General features: G+C 70.3%; 18 protein-coding genes. 9 read left to right on the forward strand and 9 right to left on the reverse strand.

Going from position 1 to position 21,368, the window contains the following annotated elements; translation table 11 throughout:
- The 3 genes from MME74_RS16875 to MME74_RS16885 all read right to left on the reverse strand — a co-directional run bounded on the left by MME74_RS16875 (window position 1) and on the right by MME74_RS16885 (window position 4,084).
- Window positions 1–657 (reverse strand): nucleotide exchange factor GrpE, encoded by a 657-nt coding sequence (locus MME74_RS16875; protein ID WP_267416267.1) that lies wholly within the window; start codon window positions 655–657, stop codon window positions 1–3.
- A gap of 2 nt (window positions 658–659) precedes the next feature.
- Window positions 660–2,525: a molecular chaperone DnaK gene (gene dnaK, locus MME74_RS16880; protein WP_267416268.1), complete on the reverse strand. Its 1,866-nt coding sequence runs from the start codon at window positions 2,523–2,525 to the stop codon at window positions 660–662.
- 206 nt (window positions 2,526–2,731) lie between these two features.
- Entirely contained in the window at window positions 2,732–4,084 is a 1,353-nt protein-coding gene (locus MME74_RS16885; RefSeq protein ID WP_267416269.1) for an HNH endonuclease signature motif containing protein, read from the reverse strand.
- A 171-nt stretch (window positions 4,085–4,255) separates the two neighbouring features.
- Between MME74_RS16885 and MME74_RS16890 the strand changes: the two genes are divergently transcribed.
- The 3 genes from MME74_RS16890 to MME74_RS16900 all read left to right on the forward strand — a co-directional run bounded on the left by MME74_RS16890 (window position 4,256) and on the right by MME74_RS16900 (window position 6,835).
- Window positions 4,256–5,056 carry a MerR family transcriptional regulator gene (locus MME74_RS16890; RefSeq protein WP_267416270.1) on the forward strand — a complete coding sequence of 267 codons (801 nt, stop codon included), beginning with the start codon at window positions 4,256–4,258 and terminating at the stop codon, window positions 5,054–5,056.
- 128 nt (window positions 5,057–5,184) lie between these two features.
- A complete protein-coding gene (locus MME74_RS16895) occupies window positions 5,185–6,138 on the forward strand; it encodes an NAD(P)/FAD-dependent oxidoreductase (protein WP_267416271.1) in 954 nt (317 codons plus the stop codon).
- Window positions 6,139–6,181: 43 nt separating this feature from the next.
- Entirely contained in the window at window positions 6,182–6,835 is a 654-nt protein-coding gene (locus MME74_RS16900) for a hypothetical protein (RefSeq protein ID WP_267416272.1), read from the forward strand.
- A gap of 28 nt (window positions 6,836–6,863) precedes the next feature.
- Here MME74_RS16900 and MME74_RS16905 read toward each other — a convergent pair whose 3' ends face one another.
- Window positions 6,864–7,325: a DUF3817 domain-containing protein gene (locus MME74_RS16905; RefSeq protein WP_267416273.1), complete on the reverse strand. Its 462-nt coding sequence runs from the start codon at window positions 7,323–7,325 to the stop codon at window positions 6,864–6,866.
- A gap of 162 nt (window positions 7,326–7,487) precedes the next feature.
- Here MME74_RS16905 and MME74_RS16910 point away from each other — a divergent pair, with 162 nt between their 5' ends.
- The gene (locus MME74_RS16910) at window positions 7,488–8,405 is read left to right on the forward strand and encodes a helix-turn-helix domain-containing protein (protein ID WP_267416274.1); all 918 of its coding nucleotides are present in this window, start codon (window positions 7,488–7,490) and stop codon (window positions 8,403–8,405) included.
- 29 nt (window positions 8,406–8,434) lie between these two features.
- Here the strand turns inward: MME74_RS16910 and MME74_RS16915 are convergent, their stop codons facing one another.
- Window positions 8,435–9,631: an MFS transporter gene (locus MME74_RS16915; protein WP_267416275.1), complete on the reverse strand. Its 1,197-nt coding sequence runs from the start codon at window positions 9,629–9,631 to the stop codon at window positions 8,435–8,437.
- Window positions 9,632–9,766: 135 nt separating this feature from the next.
- On the opposite strand from MME74_RS16915, the gene MME74_RS16920 reads away from it, so the two are divergent.
- Window positions 9,767–10,852: a hypothetical protein gene (locus tag MME74_RS16920; protein WP_267416276.1), complete on the forward strand. Its 1,086-nt coding sequence runs from the start codon at window positions 9,767–9,769 to the stop codon at window positions 10,850–10,852.
- Between the two features lie 201 nt (window positions 10,853–11,053).
- Complete coding sequence (locus tag MME74_RS16925; protein WP_267416278.1) at window positions 11,054–11,944, forward strand: serine protein kinase RIO; 891 nt, start codon at window positions 11,054–11,056, stop codon at window positions 11,942–11,944.
- Window positions 11,945–11,996: 52 nt separating this feature from the next.
- Here the strand turns inward: MME74_RS16925 and speB are convergent, their stop codons facing one another.
- The 4 genes from speB to MME74_RS16945 are packed head-to-tail and all read right to left on the reverse strand — an operon-like array spanning window position 11,997 to window position 17,675.
- On the reverse strand, window positions 11,997–12,944 hold the full coding sequence (gene speB, locus MME74_RS16930; RefSeq protein WP_021201678.1) for an agmatinase: 948 nt from the start codon (window positions 12,942–12,944) through the stop codon (window positions 11,997–11,999).
- A 46-nt stretch (window positions 12,945–12,990) separates the two neighbouring features.
- Entirely contained in the window at window positions 12,991–14,607 is a 1,617-nt protein-coding gene (locus MME74_RS16935) for a thiamine pyrophosphate-binding protein (protein ID WP_267416279.1), read from the reverse strand.
- A gap of 10 nt (window positions 14,608–14,617) precedes the next feature.
- Complete coding sequence (locus tag MME74_RS16940) at window positions 14,618–16,285, reverse strand: amidohydrolase (RefSeq protein ID WP_267416280.1); 1,668 nt, start codon at window positions 16,283–16,285, stop codon at window positions 14,618–14,620.
- Window positions 16,286–16,337: 52 nt separating this feature from the next.
- Entirely contained in the window at window positions 16,338–17,675 is a 1,338-nt protein-coding gene (locus tag MME74_RS16945) for an MFS transporter (RefSeq protein WP_267416281.1), read from the reverse strand.
- Between the two features lie 210 nt (window positions 17,676–17,885).
- Here MME74_RS16945 and MME74_RS16950 point away from each other — a divergent pair, with 210 nt between their 5' ends.
- The 3 genes from MME74_RS16950 (at window position 17,886) to MME74_RS16960 (ending at window position 21,231) form a co-directional block, all read left to right on the forward strand.
- Window positions 17,886–18,794 (forward strand): Lrp/AsnC family transcriptional regulator, encoded by a 909-nt coding sequence (locus MME74_RS16950; protein ID WP_267416282.1) that lies wholly within the window; start codon window positions 17,886–17,888, stop codon window positions 18,792–18,794.
- A gap of 77 nt (window positions 18,795–18,871) precedes the next feature.
- The gene (locus tag MME74_RS16955; protein ID WP_267416283.1) at window positions 18,872–20,278 is read left to right on the forward strand and encodes an MFS transporter; all 1,407 of its coding nucleotides are present in this window, start codon (window positions 18,872–18,874) and stop codon (window positions 20,276–20,278) included.
- 35 nt (window positions 20,279–20,313) lie between these two features.
- The gene (locus MME74_RS16960; RefSeq protein ID WP_267416284.1) at window positions 20,314–21,231 is read left to right on the forward strand and encodes a cation diffusion facilitator family transporter; all 918 of its coding nucleotides are present in this window, start codon (window positions 20,314–20,316) and stop codon (window positions 21,229–21,231) included.
- Window positions 21,232–21,368 lie beyond the last annotated feature (137 nt).

The following is a 21,368-nucleotide window of genomic DNA, read 5'->3' on the forward strand; positions in this document are numbered from 1 at the left end:
CTACTCCGCAGGGACAGCGACGACGACCTTCGCGGGACGCAGCTCGACGTCACCGAGGCGGTAGCCCACCTCGACGACCTCGAGGATCGTGGTCTTCTCGGCGCCGGGGGTCGGCTGCTGGAAGATGGCCTCGTGGCGCTGCGGGTCGAATTCCTCGCCCTTCTCGCCGTACGCGACCACTCCGAGACGCTCCACGACCACGCGCACCTTCTCGGCGATCACGGCGAAGGGCGTGCCCTCCACGAGATCGCCGTGCTGGGCGGCGCGGTCGAGGTCGTCGAGCACGGGGATGAGGCCCTTGGCGGCCTCGCCCTTCGCCCGCTCGATCTCGACCTGGCGCTGCTCCTCGGTGCGGCGACGGTAGTTGGCGTACTCGGCCTGGAGGCGCTTGAGGTCGTTCAGCAGCGTCGACTCGAGGTCGGCGAGCACGGCGTCTTCCGCCGCGGCCTCGCCGGTCTGCGTGGCACCGAGGATGTCGTCGACCGTGAGGTCGTCGTCGGCACCGTCGACAGGAGTCTCGTCCGCCCCCTCGGCAGCCTTCGCCTCGCGGGAGTCCGGGTTCTGCGGCGCGGGGCCGGATGCCTGAGCATCCGACCCCTCGCTGCGACCTTCGGCGGACTCAGGAAACTGGTTCTCGTCGAAGTTCTTGTCCGTCATGATTACTTCTTCTCGTCCTCGTCGTCGACGACCTCGGCGTCGATGACGTCTTCCTCGGAGGAGGGAGCGTCACCGGCCGGGGCCTCGCCGTCAGCCGAAGCGCCGGGAGCGGCATCCGCCTGCGAGGAGGCGTAGATGGCCTCGCCGAGCTTGGACTGCGACTGGTTGAGCTTGTCGAACGCGGTCTTCACGGCCTCGTCGTCTTCGCCGGCCAGCGCCGTCTTGAGCGCGTCGACGTCGGCCTTGACCTCGGTCTTCACGTCTTCGGGCAGCTTGTCGTCGTTCTCGGTGATGAGCTTGTCGATCGAGTACGCGAGCGTCTCGGCCTGGTTGCGGACCTCGGCGGCCTCACGGCGCGCCTTGTCCTCGGCCGCGTGCTCCTCGGCCTCGCGGACCATGCGCTCGATGTCTTCCTTCGACAGCGAGGAGCCGCCGGAGATGACGATCGACTTCTCGGTGCCGGTCCCCTTGTCCTTGGCGGACACGTGCACGATGCCGTTGGCGTCGATGTCGAAGGTGACCTCGATCTGCGGGATGCCACGGGGAGCCGGGGCGATACCCGTCAGCTCGAACGTGCCGAGCGGCTTGTTGTCGCGCGTGAAGTCACGCTCGCCCTGGAAGACCTGGATCGCGACGGACGGCTGGTTGTCGTCGGCCGTGGTGAAGGTCTCGCTGCGCTTGGTCGGGATGGCCGTGTTGCGCTCGATGAGCTTGGTCATCATGCCGCCCTTGGTCTCGATACCGAGGCTCAGCGGGGTGACGTCGATGAGGAGAACGTCCTTGCGCTCGCCCTTGAGGACACCGGCCTGGAGAGCGGCGCCGACGGCGACGACCTCGTCCGGGTTGACGCCCTTGTTCGCGTCCTTGCCGGTCTCGCGCTTGACGAGCTCGGCGACGGCGGGCATACGCGTGGATCCACCGACGAGCACGATGTGGTCGATCTCGGACACCTTGATGCCGGCTTCGCGGATGACATCCTCGAACGGCTTCTTGGTGCGGTCGAGCAGGTCCTTCGTGAGGTCCTCGAACTTCGCGCGGGTGATGGTCTCGGACAGCGACACCGGGCCGGACTCCGTCAGCGACAGGTACGGCAGGTTGATGCTGGTCGAGGTCGAGGAGGAGAGCTCCTTCTTCGCCTGCTCCGCAGCCTCCTTGAGACGCTGCAGGGCGATCTTGTCACCCGAGACGTCGACGCCCGTGGTCTCCTTGAACTGCTTGATCAGGTAGTCGACGAGACGCTGGTCCCAGTCGTCTCCACCGAGGCGGTTGTCACCGGCGGTCGAGCGCACCTGGATCGTGGAGAAGTCGTCGTCCTTGCCCACCTCGAGCAGCGAGACGTCGAACGTTCCGCCACCCAGGTCGAAGACCAGGATGAGCTCGTCTTCCTTGCCCTTGTCGAGGCCGTAGGCCAGAGCGGCCGCCGTCGGCTCGTTGATGATGCGCAGGACGTTGAGGCCCGAGATCTCGCCGGCCTCCTTGGTGGCCTGACGCTCGGCGTCGTTGAAGTACGCGGGGACGGTGATGACCGCGTCGGTCACCGTGTCGCCCAGGTACGCCTCGGCGTCGCGCTTCAGCTTCATGAGGATGCGCGCGGAGATCTCCTGCGGCGTCCACTTCTTGCCGTCGACGTCGAAGCTCCAGTCGGTGCCCATGTGGCGCTTGACGGAAGCGATCGTCCGGTCGACGTTGGTGACGGCCTGGCGCTTCGCGGTCTCACCGACGAGCACCTCCCCGTCCTTGGTGAAGGCCACGACCGAGGGGGTCGTGCGGAAGCCCTCGGCGTTGGCGATGACCTTGGGCTCGCCACCCTCGAGGACGCTGACGACGGAGTTGGTGGTTCCGAGGTCGATACCGACAGCACGTGCCATGTGTTCTCTCCTTTGTTGGAAGTTCGTTGTGGTTCGGAAATCTGCGGCGATCAGGGAAACCTGAGTCGTGATGACTCAACTGTACTCCGAGGGTCGAGAGGTGTCAAATGAACTTGATATGAGTCGGCTCAACTTTGCACGGGAGCTTTCGGCGAGTGCTCGGGGGAGCCTCCGAGGAGCGTTCGAGGAGCGCTCGGCACCGCCGCTCAGAACGGCGGGTCCTCGCACGCCTCACGGAAGGTGACGGTGTTCGGTGGTGGGGGTCGGTCGATGTAGACCGCCCCGGTCGGGCTCGTCCACGCGTAGACACCGCCGCCCAGAGCCTCGACGACCCACGGCGAGTGGTGCTTGAGCATGTGATGCCGTCGGCACAGGTGGCCGAGGTTCGATTCGGTCGTCGATCCCCCGAGCGCGGCCTCCTGATGATGATCGATGTCGCAGTCGGCGGGCGGGTATCCGCAGGTGGGGAATCGGCAGCGCTGATCCCTGGCACTCAGGTGCCGCCTCAGCTCCGCACCGGGTCGGTAGCGGTCGACCGCGAGCAACGCCCCGGTGACGGGGTGGGTGAGGATCCGGTCCCATCCGGACGCCGCGCCGGCGAGCCTGCGGGCCGTGGCGGGGTCGATCGGGATGCGGCCGTTCAGCTCGGCCGGTGTCGCGTCGACCCCGATCAGCGTCATGACGGGAACCGTGACGGACACGGAGCCGCGGATCGCCCCGAGCAGACCGTCGGGCAGATCATGTCCGGCCGGAGCACCGGTGAGGAGCAGGTCGAGGGCGATATCGGTGCGGAGCTGTACGACGGTGCGCTCGTCCACGTCGGGATGCTCCCGCGCGGAGTCGCGCTCCTGTGCGGAGTCGCGCCCCTGTGCGGAGTCGCGCTCCTGCACCTCATCGCGTTCCTGCACCGCCCCGCGTTCCTGCACTGCCTGGGCCATCCGGGTCAATCGCTCGAAGGCACCGTGGACCAGCGCGGACGGACCGAGCATCCCGAGCTGCGTCATCCCGTCGCCGACGTCTCTCACCCACACGGCCCGCTTCTCCCGCGCGTCTTCATGCCGCTCATCGAGCGACCGCGCCTGGAACCGCTCGGCCACCCGTCGAGCCATCCGCCCCACCCGAGCCGGGGACTCGGTCTCGGCGAAGACGATCATCTGGGCCGCATAGGCGTCGCGACTCGCGGCATCGTCGAGGTGCTCGCCCGCTTCGCAGACGACACGCGCGTGCGCAGCACTGAGACGCCCGGCGCCCTGCGCCTCCCACACCAGCGGGAAGCGCTCGACGACCCACGCCGCATCCGCCATCCGGCGCTGCACCGTGCGATCGCTCACCCGCAGCGCGGCGCCGAACTCCGCGGCAACGGTGCGCGCCGACATCTCTCCGTGGTCGGGGTGCTCCCCCTGCTCGGCGACCTCGAGCGCGAGCCGTGACCCCACCGCCAGGATGCCGTCGCGTGCGGCCTGCAGACTGCTGATCGTGCGCTCGACCTCGACGAGCATCTCGGTGAGCGCGGCGAGCGCATCCACCTGCTCCAGGGTTGCGTCTGCCAGCGCCGTCATACCCTCAGCGAACCACGGGCCACCGACATTCGAAGTGCCAGATCAGGGCGGAAAAGCGATATACCGGAACGGCGTGCGGAGCGGCATCGATCCGGGTCCGCGATCTCCGGCGCACGCCCCCATCGACGCGATACTTGACCCTGACACAGTGGCAGACGGGAGAACGGAGACATGTTGTCCATCGGAGCGTTCGCGCAGATCGGCCAGGTGACCCACCGCATGCTGCGGCACTGGGACACGGCGGGCCTGCTCGTCCCCGCCCACGTGGACGAGTTCAGCGGCTACCGCTCCTACGACCCCTCGCAGCTGGAACGACTGCACCGGATCGTCGCCCTGCGCCAGCTGGGCTTCGGGCTCAACGACATCTCGGCGATCCTGGACCGCGGCGTCGATGCCGAGCGCATCGCCTCGCTGCTGCGGATCCGCCGCGCCGAGGTCGAGCAGGAGCACCGGATCGCCGCGGAGAGACTCGTCGACGTCGAGCGGCGCCTCCACCTCATCGAGAAGGAGAAGCACATGTCACAGATCGAGATCATCGAGAAGCCCCTCCCGGCCGTCCGCCTCGCAGCGGTCCGCACCGTCGTCCGGGATCAGCCCGCCGTCGCGGGCGTCGTGGGCCCCTCTTTCGATACCGTGGCGGAGATCATCGGCGATGAGCATTCGCTGGCGACGCCGATCGCACAGTACGCGACGCTCGACGACGGGATGGAGGTCATCGTCGGATACACGTACGCCGGGGAGGCCGGAGACGGATTCGAGATCGTCGAGCTCCCCGCCGCGGCCGATGCCGTGTGCGGCATCCATCTCGGGTCGATGGAGCGGATCTCCGAGAGCTGGCACGCCATCCACACCGAGATCCTCGCCCGCGGCCTCGTGCACGACGGCCCCTGTCGAGAGCTGTACGTGCGCGCGGTCTCCGACGACCAGTCCGACTGGGTCACCGAGTTGCAGCAACCCGTCCGGCGCGCCTGAGCGACGCCCGGGGTCCGACTCCGGGAACGGTGGCAGGATAGGAGTAAGGCGAGCCTAACCGGCCGCCCGGCGGCGTCGCCTCGGCCGATGCCGCGCGATGGACCCGCCCTTCCGGAAGGACGACGCGGATGACGGCACCGGCGACACGGCTGACCGAGGAGCACACCGAGTACGACGTGCTCGTCGTGGGCGGGGGCCCGGCCGGCCTCTCGGCTGCGCTCAACCTCGGACGCTCGCTGGCGCGGGTACTCGTGGTCGACGCCGATCGTCCGCGCAACGCCGCCACGCTGCGTTCGCACGGGTTCCTCACGCGTGACGGCATCCCGCCGCAGGAGCTGCGGCGCCTCGCGCGTGAGGAGCTCGCCGCCTATCCGGACGTCGAGGTGCGCTCGCGGACCCGCGTGTTCGCGCTCCGCCGGCAGGGCGACGGGTTCGCGGCGGACATCGGACGACGGGAGACGGAGGCGACGGTGTCGGCCCGAGCCGTGCTGCTGGCCAGCGGGCTCCGCGAGTCCCTCCCCGCCGTGCCGAACCTGCGCGGCTTCTACGGCATGAGCCTGTTCAGCTGCGCCGCATGCGACGCCTGGGAGCTGCAGGGGCGGCGCCTCGCGCTCATCGGCGAGACACCGGACATCGCCGACCGCGCGCGGCTGATCGGCCGCTGGACCGAGAGCCTCACCGTGTTCACCCATGGTGCGGACGTCGTGACCGCGAGCGAGGAGGAGGAGCTCGCCGCCGCCGGGATCGCGGTGCGCCGCCAGCCGATCCTCGAGCTCCGGGGAGACCGCGGCCGCCTCGAGGAGATCGGTCTCGTCGACGGCACGGCAGTCTCCGTCGACGGCGGTTTCGTGCGGCCGGAGTGGGAGAGCACCCTGTCGTTCCTCGACGGGATCGCGCCGTCGCTGGACGATTCCGGGCACCTGCTCACCGACGGTTCCGGCCGCACCGACGTCCCCGGTCTGTACGCCGCCGGAGACGCGGCCGCACCGGGACCGCAGCAGCTGATCGTCGCGGCCGGGGCGGGCGCCCGCGCCGCCGCCGTCATCGTGCACGACTCCATCGGCGTGGCCACCGCGCACTGACGGGTGCGGGCGCGTGGCGGAGGCCGCGGCTAGGCTGACCGGCATGACGCGCACCTCGACCCTCACCCTGCGCCTGGCCGCGACCGCGCTCGCCGCGCTCACGATCCTGCCGCTGAGCGGATGTCTGTACGCGCAGATCCCCCCGGAGTCGGCGGCGACGGCGCCCGGCACGGGAACGGATGCCCCGGTCGACGGCGCACCGGGCTCGACGCTGACGTTCGACGAGGGCCTCGACCTGTCGAGCACCGCCCGCATCGAGTGGGGCGACGGCCTCATCGTCGACGACTCCTGGGAAATCGTGTCGCCGGACGACGGCAACGGCGGATGGACCTACGGCACGGTCGACGGCACCTGCACGGTGCGGTTCTGGCAGGGCGACATCGGCGACCTGCAGATCGTCCCGGGCGACGACAGCGCGTCATCGGACGCGGTCCTCGCCCTGCTGCTGCAGACGTCGACGGCCGAGGTCACCCCGCTCGCGACCACCGGCGAGTTCAGCTACATGGCCGGTGGGAACGGCGGGGTCGAGATGCGCCAGGTCGTCGGGCAGGAGGGCAGCCGCACCTGGCTCATGGCCGCGCGGACGTTCACCCGGACCGGGGCGAGCCTCTACACGATCGTGGACTGCACCGCCGGAGACGCCGAGGCCACGATGGACGCGGTCAACGAGGCGAGCGCGATCGTCGTCACGCCCTGACCGGGCGCCGGGCCGAAACGCCCCGGACTCACTTGCCGCCGGGAGGACCGACCAGCAGCAGGATCACGTACAGCGCGACGATGCCGACGGCCAGCAGCACCGCGAGCACCCACGGACGCTGCAGGAACCAGCGCATCAGCCGGTCGTACCAGCGGCGATCCCGCGGGTCGTCGGTCGCCTCGAGGCGCCAGGAGCCGTCGAGCCGCGCCGTGCGATGCAGCCAGATCTCGGTCGGGATCGTGGCGTAGGGGATGACCGCGCTCACCACGGCGAGCGCACCGACGCCGACGTGCCAGCGCTGGTTCAGTGCGACCAGGATCGCCGCCGCCGCGTAGGCCAGGAACACGAATCCGTGGATGCCGCCGCCCACGGTCACCACGATCCCCGGGGCGCCGACGGCGCGGGCGATGATCGCGGCGATCAGGATCGTCCAGGTGATCGCCTCCGCGATCGCGAGAACTCGGAACAGACGGTCGGGGGTGCGGAACACGCGGGACTCCTCGGGTGGGGTCCTTCCACCGTATCCGGCCGCGATCCGCCTCGAATCAACCGAATGGTTGAGGCCGCCAGGACGATGCGCGCCGTTCCGCCCTCCGAGGAGGGAAGATGTCCGCCCCGGAATACCGGGCGGCGCGAGGGTGTTGCCGAAGGCATGGTGACAGTGGACCCGGATGCGATCTCGCAGGTGCTCGGCGCCGTCGACCTCCGCGTCGGCATCGGCCGCCGCACCGCTCTGGCGGCCGGTACGCTGCTGCCGATCCCGTCCGGCACCATCACCCTCGTGTACATCGCCGAGGGCCGCGTGACCGGGCATCCTCCGCTCGGGGACACCTGCCGTCTCGACGTCGATCCCGGCTCGCACCGCCTCACCCTCGACCCGCAGAGCCGCCGCGACCTCCTCGTCGCCGGCGACGCGTTCCTCGCGCTCGGCGGATCCTCCTTCGCCCTCGAGGCGCAGGACGACACGAGTCTCATGATCGCCGACATCGTGCTCGCGGACGCGGCATCGCCGCTGCCCGCGCTGCTGCCGTCGTTCCTGACCGTCACCGGGTTCGACGCCATCGAGCCTGCCGCGGCGGCCCTCGCCCTGAACATGGGCGTGATCGACCACACCGTCCTCCCCGCACGCCAGGGCGACCCGGTGATCTGCCGCATGATGGCGACGACCGTGCTGCTGTCGGTCATCCGCGCCTGGGCGGCGAACGGCTGCGCCCCCTCCGGGTGGCCTTCGCTGTCGAACGACCCGTTCCTCGACCGCGTCGTGGACGCCATCCACGAGGAGCCGGGCCGCGACTGGACGGTCGAGCGCCTCGCCGCCATCGGCGCCATGTCGCGCTCGACCTTCGCGGAGCGGTTCCGCACCGCGGTCGGCCGCTCCCCCGCCGACTACGTCACCGAGGTGCGCGTGGATGCGGCGAAGCGGATGCTCGACGCCGGACGGAGCGTGTCAGAGATCTCGCGCGAACTGGGCTACGCCTCCGACGAGGGGTTCAGCCGCGCGTTCCGACGCCGCACCGGCCTCACCCCGTCCTCCTGGCGGATGGCGAACCGCACGCCGATCCCGGCCTGACACCGTGATCGCGTGCGGTCCGATGGCCGTCAGGCTCGGCTGCTGACGCGGTTCGACGCGCCGAAGAGCACGGCCCCGGCGACCAGCGCGACGGCGCCGATCACGTAGACCAGCTCGACGTTCAGGGTGTCGACGAGCAGTCCGCCGATGCCGGCCGCGAGCGTGATCGCGCCCTGGAAGCCCACCACGACGAGGCTGCCGCCGGCTTCGAGGCGATCCGGCATCCGGTGCCCGACCCAGGTGTTGGCGACGATCAGCCAGGACGAGAAGAAGAAGCCCCACACCAGCACGACGATGCCGACGCCCACGATCGATCCGGAGAACAGGATCATCGAGATCACGGACACGGCGATCACGGCCGGAGCGAACACGGCGAAGAAGGCGAACGTGCGGTCGATCACGAGTCCGATCGTGATGTTGCCGAGCAGACCCCCGACGCCGAACAGGGCGAGGAGCACGACGATCGTCGAGGGGTCGACCTCCGGGATCCGCTCCAGGGCCAGACGCACGTAGGTGTACGCGAGGAAGTGCCCGAGCACCACGAGGACGTGTCCGACCATGCCGAGCCCGATGCCGGGGCGGCGCAGCGTGTCGACGAGCAGGCGCAGGCTCGACGCCCGCTCCGCCGGCACCGAGGGCAGGGCGAACCGCAGGACCACCGCGAGGACGATCATGAATCCGCCGGCGAGGGCGAAGACCATCCGCCAGTCGACGAGCTCGCTGAGCATCACACCGAGCGGCACGCCGGCGACCGTCGCCAGCGAGACGCCGGCGGAGGTGAACATGACGCCGAGACCGAGGTTGGCCGGTCCCGCGAGACGCGCGGCGACCGTGATCGACATCGCCCAGAACGCGCTGATCGCCGCCCCCAGCAGGAAGCGCGCCAGCAGCACGATGATCAGGTTCGGGGCGATCGCCACGATCAGGTTCGACACGGCGGCGGCGAGCGCCATCCACACCAGCAGCGATCGCCGGTCGAGGCGCGGGAAGACGAGTCCGACGGTGGGAGCCACGATGAGGCCGACCAGCGCGGTCACGGTCACGGTCTGCCCGGCCTGACCGGGGGTGACCCCCAGGCCGTCCGCCATCTCGGTGAGCACGCCGTTGGGGAGGAACTCGGCCGTGACCAGCAGGAAGCCCATCAGCATCAGGACGATCAGTCCGCCGTAGCGGATGCGGGAGGCCGCCGAGGTCGGCAGAGTGGGAACGGGCGCTGTCGTGGTCATGGTTCCACGTTCGCAGCATCCGGATGCCGTCGCCCGACCGGTCGTCCGGGGCAACCGACCGATCGTCCGACGCGTCGGGCAGACGGCCAGCGGGTCTTCACCGAGTTCCCATCCGAAGACTCCAGGGTGGGAAACATGCGAGTCGACGGTCGGACGAACAGGCGGATGCTGCCCCTCCTCGGTGCCATCCTCGCGGTCGGGCTCCTCGCCGGATGCGCGCCCGAGGTGGGGCCGGACGAATGGACGCTGGAGCCGATCCCCTTCGATTCCCGAGGCACCGGACGTCCGGACGACACGTTCTTCGCGGACCGTCCATTCGCGGACGACCAGAGGGAGCTGGTCGACGTGGGCCTCGGGGTGTCGGTCGTCGCAGCCGACGAGGAAGGCGGATTCTGGGCGACGGCGTCGGGGTCGTGGCTGCACATCGGTGCCGGAGGCGAGACCATCGCACGTTTCGGCACGAAGCCCGAGGATCCTCTCTCCGACATCGAGTCGATGGCGGCCGTCGCGCCGGACGAGTTCGTCGTGATCCGCAACGATCCCGCGGTGCTGTCCGTCGTCGACATGAGCACCCTCACGATGCGCGATATCTCCGCCGACGGGCTGGAAGACTTCGCGTTCGCCGACGTGGCCGTGCACGACGGGGACGCCATCCTGGTGCGCACCCAGCCCGACCCGTCCGCGTACCTCGATCTCGAGGTGCTGCGCATCGACCTGGATGACGGTTCGCGCGCGCTCCTCCACCGCGCGCCGCTCGCGCTGACCGACGCGTGGGCCGCCCGACCCGGTGTCCCGCCGGTCGCGCTCGACGTCGACGCCGCCGGCCGCATCCACCTGGCCACCCCGTCGGCGCGGATCGTGCTCGACAGCGACGGGTCGGAGCTGAGCAGCGATCCGCAGACCGCCGACTTCCCGAAGGTCGCCGTGCGCCCCGACGGGACGGCACTGTGGTGGGGCGGAACCGCCGAGGAGTCGAGCGTCCGCGGCGTCGTCGTCGGCGGATCCGCGGCGGCGCGCGTCCTGGTCGAGCAGCGTTCGAGCTGTGAGGCGGTGCTGCGCCCGGATGCGCTGAGGGTGAGCGCTGACGGAACGGAGCAGCCGCTGCCCTTCCTGTGCGGGGTGAATGCGGCCGCTTGGACCGGAACGTCGTGGGTCGCTGCCATCGGCGGCGAGGGCGGCGGCGTGCTCGTGCGGGTCATCCCGCCGAAGACTCTCGGCTGAGCGCTCGGGCAGCCGCCGGGTCTGGACAAGCCCGACGCGCACGCCCTAGGCTCGACGACGCACCGGGACCGGCCCGGGAAGCCCGAGCGGAAGGAGCCGAGGACATGAACATCGTCGTTGTCGCGCTCACCGCCGACCACCTTCCCTCCGAGGCCACCCGCTCCTGATCCTGGCGTGGCCTCCCGCTCCCGGAGCCACACCTTGTCTGATCTCTTCGCTTCCTCGGAAGCCGCGTCCTTCGATGCATCCGCCTTCGATCCCACCGCGTTCGAAACCCTCGAGACCGAACTCTCCTTCGCCGACGTCGATCCCGGTGAGGGCCAGCGCTGGTCCACGTGGCCGGCGATCACCCCGTCCGAGCGCGGCCCCGAGCCGTGGCCGGCCTGGGTGGTGACCTCGGCCGGCGCGCTCGACACCGAGCGCGGCATCCTCAAGACCGGCAAGGAGGCCGACGTGTTCCTGCTGGAACGCGCGGTCCCCGGCGACCCCGCGCAGCGCACCCTGCTCGCGGCGAAGCGCTACCGCAGCGCCGAGCACCGCAGCTTCCACCGCTCGTCGGTCTACACCGAGGGCCGCAGCACCCGGAACACCCGCGACGCGCGCGCCCTCGCCCGGAAGTCGGAGCACGGACGCGAGGTCGCCGCCGCGCAGTGGTCGTTCGCCGAGTTCGAGGCGCTGTGCCGGATGTGGGAGCTCGGGGCGCCGGTGCCCTATCCCGTGCAGGTGAACGGCACCGAGGTGCTGATGGAGTTCCTCGGCGACGCCGAGGGCACGGCCGCGCCACGCCTGGCCCAGGCACGCGGCGACCGCGCCGAGCTGCAGGGGTACTACGCACAGGTGGTCGACCTGATGCGGATCTTCGCCGCGGCAGGCTTCGCCCACGGCGACCTCTCGGCCTACAACCTGCTCGTGCACGAGGGTCGGGTGCGGGTGATCGACCTCCCGCAGATCGTCGACATCATCGCGAACCCGCAGGGACTCGACCTGCTGCACCGCGACTGCGTGAACATCTGCGACTGGTTCGCCCGGCGCCGCGTGGAGTGCGACGCCGAGGAGCTCTTCGCCGAGATGCTCGCCGCGTCGTACACGTGAGGCCGGAGGCGGCGGCTCCGGCGGTGCGGCGCGGTCAGGCGGTGAGGCGGGGTCAGGCGGCGAGGCGGGCGGCCAGCAGGGTCACGAGCTCGTAGACCACGTGGCTCGCGGCGATGCCGGTCATCTGCGCGTGGTCGTAGGCGGGCGACACCTCGACCACGTCCGCACCGACGATGTTCTGCGATTTCAGCGCCCGCAGGATCCGCAGCAGCTCGCGGCTGGTGAGTCCGCCGGCCTCGGGGGTGCCGGTGCCGGGCGCGTGCGCGGGGTCGAGCACGTCGATGTCGATCGACACGTACAGCGGCTTGTCGCCGATGCGCTGCAGGATGCGGGCGATGCCGGCCTCGACGCCGTGCTCCTCGATGTACTCGCTCGACACGATGGAGAAGCCCAGGCGCTCGTCGTCCTCGAGGTCCTGCTTCGAGTACAGGGGGCCGCGGGTGCCGACGTGGCAGCTCGCGGTGAGGTCGATCAGCCCCTCCTCGCTCGCCCGGCGGAAGGGCGTGCCGTGCGTGATGGGTGCGCCGAAGTAGGTGTCCCACGTGTCGAGGTGCGCGTCGAAGTGCAGCACCGCGACGGGGCCGTGCTTCGCGGCGACCGCCCGCAGCAGCGGCAGCGCGACCGTGTGATCCCCGCCGATCGTGACGATGCGCTGCACCTGCTCGCCGAGCGCCAGCGCCGCGCGCTCGACCTCGGTCACGGCCTCGGTCAGATCGAACGGATTGACCGGGATGTCACCGGCATCCACCACCTGCGCGATCGCGAACGGCGACACGTCCTGCGCCGGGTTGTACGGCCGCAGCAGGCGCGACGACTCGCGCACGTGCGACGGACCGAACCGGGTGCCCGGGCGGTAGCTCACCCCGGAGTCGAACGGGATGCCCACGACGGCGATGTCGGCGCGGGGCACGTCTTCGATCCGCGGCAGCCGCGCGAAGGTCGCGATACCGGAGTAGCGGGGGTTCACGGACGCGTCGATGGGTCCCACGTTCTCGGTCATTGCTCGTTCCTGTTCGTCGGGGAGAGGGAGTCTCGGAGTGGGGAGGTCAGAGGGCGTGCTGCGGGATGTGCACCAGCTGCACGCCCCCGTCGGTGATCGCGGCGCGGATGCTCGACGCGATGTCGTCGCGCCGTTCCACCCGGCGGCCGGTCGCCCCGAAAGCCGTGGCGAGGGCCGCCCAGTCGGGCTGCACCAGGTCGACGCCGATCGGCTCCATGCCGCGGTCGACCTCGTTCTGACGGATCTCGGCGTACCCGCCGTTGTCGACGCACACGACCGTGACGTCGAGGCGCTGCTCCACGGCGGTCACGAGCTCGTTCACGCAGAACATCAGGGCGCCGTCGCCGATCACGGTCACCACCGGGTGCTCCGTCTGCGCGACGGCGGCACCGATCGCGGCGGGCAGGCCGTAGCCGAGGGTCGCGTAGGTGGGCGTGTAGAGGAGGGAGTGCGGGTGCTCCGACCGCAGCACGCTGCCGAGCGCCATGTACACGATCTGGGACGAGTCGCCCGCGACGATCGCATCTTCCGGGAGGGCGCCGGCGATGATCTCGGCGAGGGCCACGGTCTCGGGTGTGGTCTCCCGCACCTCGGCGTCGATCGCGGCGCGTTCGGCGGACAGGTCGCGTGGCGGGCGGGTCTCGTCCGGGAGCAGGTCCAGGAGGGCACCCGACACGGCGGCCGCGTCTCCCGTGAGGCCCACGGTCGCGGCGAGGTTCTTGTCGCGCTGCGCCGGTGAGATGTCGATGCGGATCACGGCTCCGCGCGCGTCGAGTCGCGGTGCCCACAGCTCGGCCTCGCCGAGCTTCGAGCCGACCACGAGCAGCACGTCGGCCCCCTCGGCGACCGCGCGGGCGGACGCGAGGCGGAGGTTCGAGCCGAGCGAGAGCGGATGCCGCTCGTCGACCACGCCCTTACCGTTCAACGTGGTCAGCACCGGGGCGCCGAGACGCTCGGCGAGGGTCGTGACCTCGTGCGCGGCATCCACGGCTCCGCCGCCGGCCACGATCACCGGGGTCTTCGCGGTGGCGAGCAGACGGGCCGCCTCGGCGAGCGCGGTCGACTCCCCCGAGACCCGCGCCGGGACCGGACGCGGCTGCCGCGCCTCGGCGGAGACGTCGGCCGGGGCCTCCAGCACGTCGAGCGGGATCTCGATGTGCACGGGACGAGGGCGACCGGTGCGGAACAGCGTGAACGCGTCGTGCACGGCCTCGACGGCCTCGGCCGCGCTGCTCACCCGGCGCGACCATTCGGCGATCGCGCCGACCATGGCCGTCGCATCCTTCGTCTCGTGCAGGGTGCCCACGTCGGCGAACTCCGCGCCGAGCGGCACCCCGGGCGACAGGACGATGAGGGGCCGAGACTCGCAGAACGCCGTGCCGATCGCGCTCATGGCGTTCTGCAGGCCGGGACCCGAGGTCGTGATGACCACGCCGGGGAGGCCGGTCTGCTGCGCCCAGCCGTCGGCGCCGTAGCCGGATCCCTGCTCGTGACGGTTCGTCACCGCACGGATGCCGAGGTCGGCGAGCGGGCGGTAGAGCTCCAGGTTGTGGGTGCCGGGGATGCCGAAGACCGCGGTCACGCCGTAGGCGCGGATCGTCTCCAGCACCGCCCGACCGGCGGTGTCGGCGTACTGCTCTGCCGTCGTGCTCTCGGTGCTCATCGTGTCATCCTCACACCTGGTGACGACGCGTGCCGTCGACCCAGGTCTCGCGCACCGTGATCGCCGAGATCTCCTCGGCCGGCACGGCCAGCGGGTCGCCGGAGAGCACCGCGAAGTCGGCGTACTTGCCGACCTCGAGCGAACCCAGGTCGTCTTCGCGGCCGATCGACACGGCGCCCTCGATCGTGTGGGCGCGCAGAGCGGCGAGCGCGGAGACGCGCAGGTCGTCCGGGCCGAGCTTGTGCCCGCGACGGGTGACGCGGGTGACGGCGGTCTGGATGGCCTCGAGCGGGATGGGCTCGGCGACCGGAGCATCCGACGAGATGGTGAACGGGACACCCGCGCGCTCGAACTCGCCCAGCGGGTTGAAGCGCTCGCCCGGGGTGCCGATGGCCTCTTCGACGCCCTCGCCCCAGTTGAAGTAGTGCTGGGTCTGGTTGACCGGACGGATGCCGGACACGGCCATCCGCTCGATCTGCTCGGGCGTGGGCAGGCCGCAGTGCTCGATGCGGTGGCGCGCGTCGGCATCCGGATGCTCGGCGAGCGCGGCCTCGATCGCCGACACGACCATCTCGATCGCGGTGGGCGACTGGGCGTGCGTGGCGGTCTGCAGCCCCGCGGCGTGCGCCTTGCGGATCAGCCCGGCGTATTCGGCGGGCTCGTGGTAGAGCTGGCCCGTGCGGCAGGGGTCGCCGACGTAGCCGTCCGGGAAGTACGCGGTCCAGCCGCCGAGCGTGCCGTCGGCGTAGAACTTGATGCCGGCGAAGCTGAGGTGCGCGTTGCCGAACTGTCCGACCAGGCCCATCTCGAGCGCCTCGTCGAGCAGGTGCGAGAGCAGGTACATCGACACGCGCAGCTCCAGGCGCCCGGCCTCGGCGAGGCGCAGGTACATGTCGAACTCGCGGCGCGTGACCTGGGCGTCGCCGATCGACGTGACCCCGCCGGCCAGGAAGCGCTGGGTCGCGGCGTCCAGCTGGCGCAGGTGCTCCTCCGGCTCGTCGGCGAGGTGGAAGTTCGGACCGTGGTGGCCGATCTTCACGCCGTGCACGCCGGTGAGGATGTTGCACGCGGCATCCGACAGCTCACCGGTGAGCTCACCGTCCGCATCGCGGAAGAACTCACCGCCCTCGGGGTTGGGGGTGTCGCGGTCGACGCCGTTGATCTCCAGCGTGTGGGAGTTCACGACGCCGCCGTGGCCCGAGGCGTTCATCAGGTACACCTCGCGGTCGGCGGCGACCTCGTCGAGCTCGAAGCGGGTGGGATGCCGCTTCTCGGCCAGGTTGCGCTGCTCGTAGCCGTAGCCGCGCACCGGGCGCCCCTCGGGGAGGTCGGCGGCCGCCGCCTTCAGCAGGGCCACGATCTCGGGGATGCTGCCGGCCTTCTCCGGCCCGCAGTCGACCCAGCTCATCATCTGCCCGAACATGAGCGGATGCGCGTGGGCGTCGACGAAGCCGGGGACGACGACCGCGTCTCCGAGGTCGATGCGCTCCGGAGAGTACCCACCCCGTTCGGCCGCCGCCTCGCACTCGGCGAGGGTGCCGATCGCGAGGATCCGCCCGCGGTCGGTCAGCATCGCCGTCGCGGTGGTGGCCGCGGCATCCGCCGTGTGGATCGCGTGCGCGGTCAGCAGGGCGGGTGCCGTCTGGGCCGAGCGGTCGAAGGGGGCGAGCTTTCTCATGGCAGCCTGTTCGCGGTCGTGTCGGTGCGGGCGGTGAAGGAGAGGTCGCCGATCACGGCAGCCTGTTCGCCGTCGTGTCGGTGCGGGCGGTGAAGGAGGCGGTGACGGGAGCCTCGTCGGAGTGCTGCGGCGCGAGACGCGTGCAGATGCCGGCGATCACGGCCATGCCGATGAACATCGCGATGACGGACCAGATGCTGCCGGTCCAGGCGATGAGCTGGGTCGCGAACCAGGGCGAGAACCCGGCCCAGATCGCCGCACCGACGCCGTAGGACAGCGCGATCGAGGTGTAGCGGGCCTGCGGACGGAACATCTGCGAGAGCAGCGCGGCGATCGGCGCGTAGGTCGCACTCATCGCGATGCGCACCAGCGAGGCGAACAGGAAGATGAGCGGTTCGATACGGCCGGGCATGATCAGCAGGAACGGCACGAAGGTGAGCACCGAGGTGATCAGGCCGATGTACATGACGTTCTTGCGGCCCCACTTGTCGCCCAACCAGGCGACCGGGAGGGTCACGACGAACTCCACGAACGAGGCGATCGTCATCGCGTCGAGGATGACCTGCTCGCTCACGGAGATCGGCTCGCCGGTCGCGTACGCGGTGACGAACGTGGTGGCCAGGTAGTAGCCGCCGGTCGAGATCGGCAGGATGCCGATGCCGAGGAGGATCGGACGCCAGTTGGTGCGCAGCGCGAAGGCCAGCGGCATCGACTGCTTGCGACCCTCGACCTTCGCCTCGAAGACCGGGGTCTCCTCGACGCGGTAGCGGACCCAGAAGCCGACACCGACCAGCACGATCGACAGCAGGAACGGGATGCGCCAGCCGCCGTTGATGATGAAGTCGTCGCCCATGCGGGTCATGATCGCGAAGATGCCGGAGGCCAGCAGGGCGCCGGCCGGGTTGCCGAGCTGCGTGAAGCCGCCGTAGAAGGTCTTCGACTTCTCGGGGGCGTGCTCGACGCTCATGAGCACCGCGCCGCCCCACTCGCCGCCGACCGCGAGGCCCTGCACCGCACGGAGGAGGATCAGGAGGATCGGGGCGAGGATGCCGATGTTCTCGTACGTGGGCAGGCAGCCGACGAGGACCGTGGCCGCGCCCATCATCAGCAGCGTGATGACGAGCGACGTGCGTCGGCCGAGCTTGTCGCCGATGTGGCCGAAGATGATGCCGCCGAGGGGGCGGACGAGGAAGGCGACCGCGAAGGTCGCGAAGGCCGCTGCGGTCTCGGCCAGCCGGTCGCCGCTCGGGAAGAACAGCGGACCGAAGACGAGCGCCGCGGCGGTCGCGTAGACGTAGAAGTCGTACCACTCGATGGTGGTGCCGACGAAGGCGGCGATGCCGGCGCGTCGCGCCCGGCTGTGGGTGCCGCTGGTGGGGGTAGTGGTCATGGGGGTGCCCGCTCCTTTGCGGAAGATGTCGGATAGCGAAGGATGCTACGGACGTACGGACCTGCCGGCAAGGGCAGAACTCCAGTGATAACGGGGATTCACTGGATATATGATTGCGCATCCGTGCAATGCTCGCCTTCCCGACGGCCTGCTCTGCTCCTACACTGAACTTGTGCGCGGCGAAGCGTGCGTTCGCGGGAAACTGACGAAATGGGCGGGACCATGGATTTCGACGCCGAACTGATCCGTGCGCTGCAGGAGGACGGTCGGGCCAGCGTGCTCTCGCTCGCCCAGAGACTCGGACAGTCGCGAGCGGCCGTCGCGGCCCGCCTGCGCACGATGCTCGCCGATCGCACGGTGCGGGTCGTGGCCGCGGTCGATCCTGTCTTCCTCGGCCAGCATGTGCTCGCGCACGTCTCCATCCGCACCGACGGGTCGGTGGAGCTCGTGGCCGAGCACCTCCGCGACATGAGCGAGACCGTGCTGGTGTCGGCGGTCGGCGGCGCGCACGACGTGGTCACCGAGGTGCGCGTCGGGTCGATGTCGGAGCTGCACGACCTGCTGGCCCTGATCCGCGCGATCGACGGCGTGCTCGACATCAGCACGATCATCTACTCCACCGTGATCAAGGGGTTCTTCGTCTCGGAGTACCACGGCGGCGTCACGCTCGACACGATCGACGAGGCGCTCATCGAGCAACTGCAGGCCGACGGACGCAAGAGCTTCCGCGCGCTGGGCGAGGAGGTGCGCCTCTCCCCCTCCGCCGTCGCGACCAGGGTGCAGCGGCTGATCGACGCCGGGGTCATCAAGATCAGCGCGGTGGAGGCCCGCGGGCTCGCGCACCGGCAGCTGTCGATGGGGGTCGGCATGACGCTCGGCGACGACGACGAGGCCGTGATCGACGAGCTGCGACGCGGACGCGGGGTGGACTTCGCCGCGCGCACGCTCGGTCGGTTCGACGCCGTGGCCACGCTCGTCGAGCCCTCGGCCGGAGCGCTGTACGCCAGCCTGGAGCGCCTGCGCGCCCTGCCGGGAGTGACGCGCATCGAGGCCTGGCTGCACCTCGCGGTGCTGAAGGAGGACTACGCCCGCACGCTCCGGCCGCTGCGCACGGACTGAGCGCGGGCGAGCGACCCCGGAATATCAGTACGGCGCGCCGTCACCGGCCGTTCACCGGGCACCGCCAGACTTCCAGCATGAGCGAACCCGAACCTCGCCAGGGCGTTCCCGAGCCCGTGGCGACTGCGAACAGCGGCGCCGTGGCCGTCGTCGGCCTGGATCTGCGCGGCGAGACGCCGGCCCCGAAGAAGCAGGTCTACTCCTGGGCGCTGTGGGACTGGGCGACGCAGCCCTTCAACACGGTCATCCTGACGTTCATCTTCACGGCGCTCTACCTGACGACCGACGCGTTCCTCCCCGCAGAGCTCGCCGCCCTCGACCCGAAGAGCCAGGCGCACGAGGCGGCCATCGCCGACCTCACCTCGGGCCTCGGGCTCGGCTCGACCATCGCGGCCTTCGCCATACTCCTCCTCGCGCCGGTCCTCGGTCAGCGGGCCGATGCCGCCGGGCGGCAGAAGCTCTGGCTCGGCATCGGCACCGGCGCCCTCATCCTGTGCATGTTCGGCCTCTGGTTCGTCGAGCCGACGCCCACGCTGTTCTGGCTCGGCGTCGCCCTCATCTCCGCCGGATCGGTGTTCGGCGAGATCGCGGCGGTCAACTCGAACGCCATGCTCATCGGCATCGCGAACCCCAAGACCGTGGGCCGCATCTCCGGGCTCGGCTGGGGCTTCGGCTACCTCGGCGGCATCATCGCGCTCGTCATCGTGATCGTCTTCTACATGATGGACTGGTTCGGCCTCCCGGAAGACGGCGGCCTCCCGTTCCGCATCATCGCGGTCGGCTGTGCGATCTGGGCGATCGTGTTCAGCATCCCGATCTTCCTGAATGTGCCGGAGCCGTCGCTCGGCCGCCCGGACCGCAAGGTCGGCTTCTTCGCCTCCTACCGGCTGCTGGTCAAAGACGTCATCGGCCTCTACCGCTCCCCCGAGACGCGGCCGACGTTCTGGTTCCTGCTCGCGAGCGCCGTGTTCCGCGACGGACTGGGCGGCATCTTCGCGTTCGGCGCCGTGATCGGGTCGACGGTCTTCCACTTCCAGTTCCTCGACATCGTGATCTTCGGCATCGCGGCCAACCTCATCGCGGGCGTCTCCACGATCATCGCCGGGCGCTTCGACGACCGGTTCGGCCCCAAGCGGATCATCCTGCTGTCGCTCGGCGCGATGGTGGTCGCCGGCCTCGGCGTCTTCTTCCTGCGTGACGGCGGCACGATCGTCTTCTGGATCGGCGGCCTCATCCTGTGCGCCTTCGTCGGCCCCGCGCAGGCCTCCGCCCGCTCCTTCCTCGCCCGGGTCACCCCGGCAGGGCGCGAGGGCGAGATCTTCGGCCTGTACGCCACGACCGGTCGGGCCGCGAGCTGGATGGCCTCCGGCGCCTGGACGCTGCTGATCGTGCTGACGGCCCAGACGGCATTCGGCATCCTGGGCATCGTGATCGTGCTGATCGCGGGCTTCCTGCTGCTGCTGCCGGTGAAGGCCCCACGCTGACCCGGACACACGTGCGGCGGGAGTAGCCTGACCGCGTGACCGTCTTCCTCGCCTTCCTCGCCAACGTCCTGGTCGCGGTGGCGAAGACGATCGCGGCGCTCATCACCTCCTCCGCATCGATGGTCGCCGAGGCGGCCCACTCGTGGGCGGATGCCGGGAACGAGGTGTTCCTCCTCATCGCCGACCGCCGCGGGGCGAAGGCGAAGGATGCGCGGCATCCGCTCGGCTACGGCCGCAACGCCTTCGTGTGGTCGCTGATCGCCGCCTTCGGGATCTTCACGGCCGGGTCGATCGTGTCGATCATGCACGGCATCCAGGAGCTGTCCGACACCGGTCCCGTCGAGAGCCCGATGGTGGCGTACATCGTGCTGGGCATCTCGTTCGTGCTCGAGGGTGCGTCGTTCACCCAGGCGATGGTGAAGTCCCGCCGCCTCGCGAAGGAGCGGGGTTCGTCGACCTGGGACTTCGTGCTGGAGACGAGCGACACCACGCTGCGGGCCGTGTTCTTCGAGGACTCGGCCGCCCTCATCGGCCTGGTGCTGGCGGGAGGCGCGATCCTCCTGCACCAGATCACCGGGGTCGCCGCCTGGGACGCCATCGGCTCGATCCTGGTCGGGGTGCTGCTGGGCGTGGTCGCCATCATCCTCATCCGGCGGAACATCGCGTTCCTCGTGGGCGCGACCGCCGCGCCGGAGCTGAGGGCGCGTGTCGGGAAGGCCCTGCTCGGCCTGCCCCAGATCGAGCGCGTCACCTACCTGCACATCGAGTACGTGGGACCGAACCGGCTCTTCATCGTCGCGGAGGTCGACCTGGCCGGCGACGCCCGCGAGCACGACGTGGCCCTGCGGCTGCGCGAGCTGGAGCAGCGGATCGAGGAGCATGAGGCGGTCGAGACCGCGGTGCTCTCCCTGTCGGTCGACGACGAGCCCTCGGCGGAATTCGCCTCGGCCTAGACGGAGACGAGCAGCGCGCTCTGGTGGCCCGCGCTCAGCGCTGCCAGTTGTCGGCGAGCTTGTTCAGCAGCCGGGCGAGTTCGAGCCGCTCAGCGCTGCCAGTTGTCGGCGAGCTTGTTCAGCAGCCGGGCGAGTTC

The sequence above is a fragment of the Microbacterium oxydans genome, from assembly GCF_026559675.1.
Classification (GTDB): domain Bacteria; phylum Actinomycetota; class Actinomycetes; order Actinomycetales; family Microbacteriaceae; genus Microbacterium; species Microbacterium oxydans_D.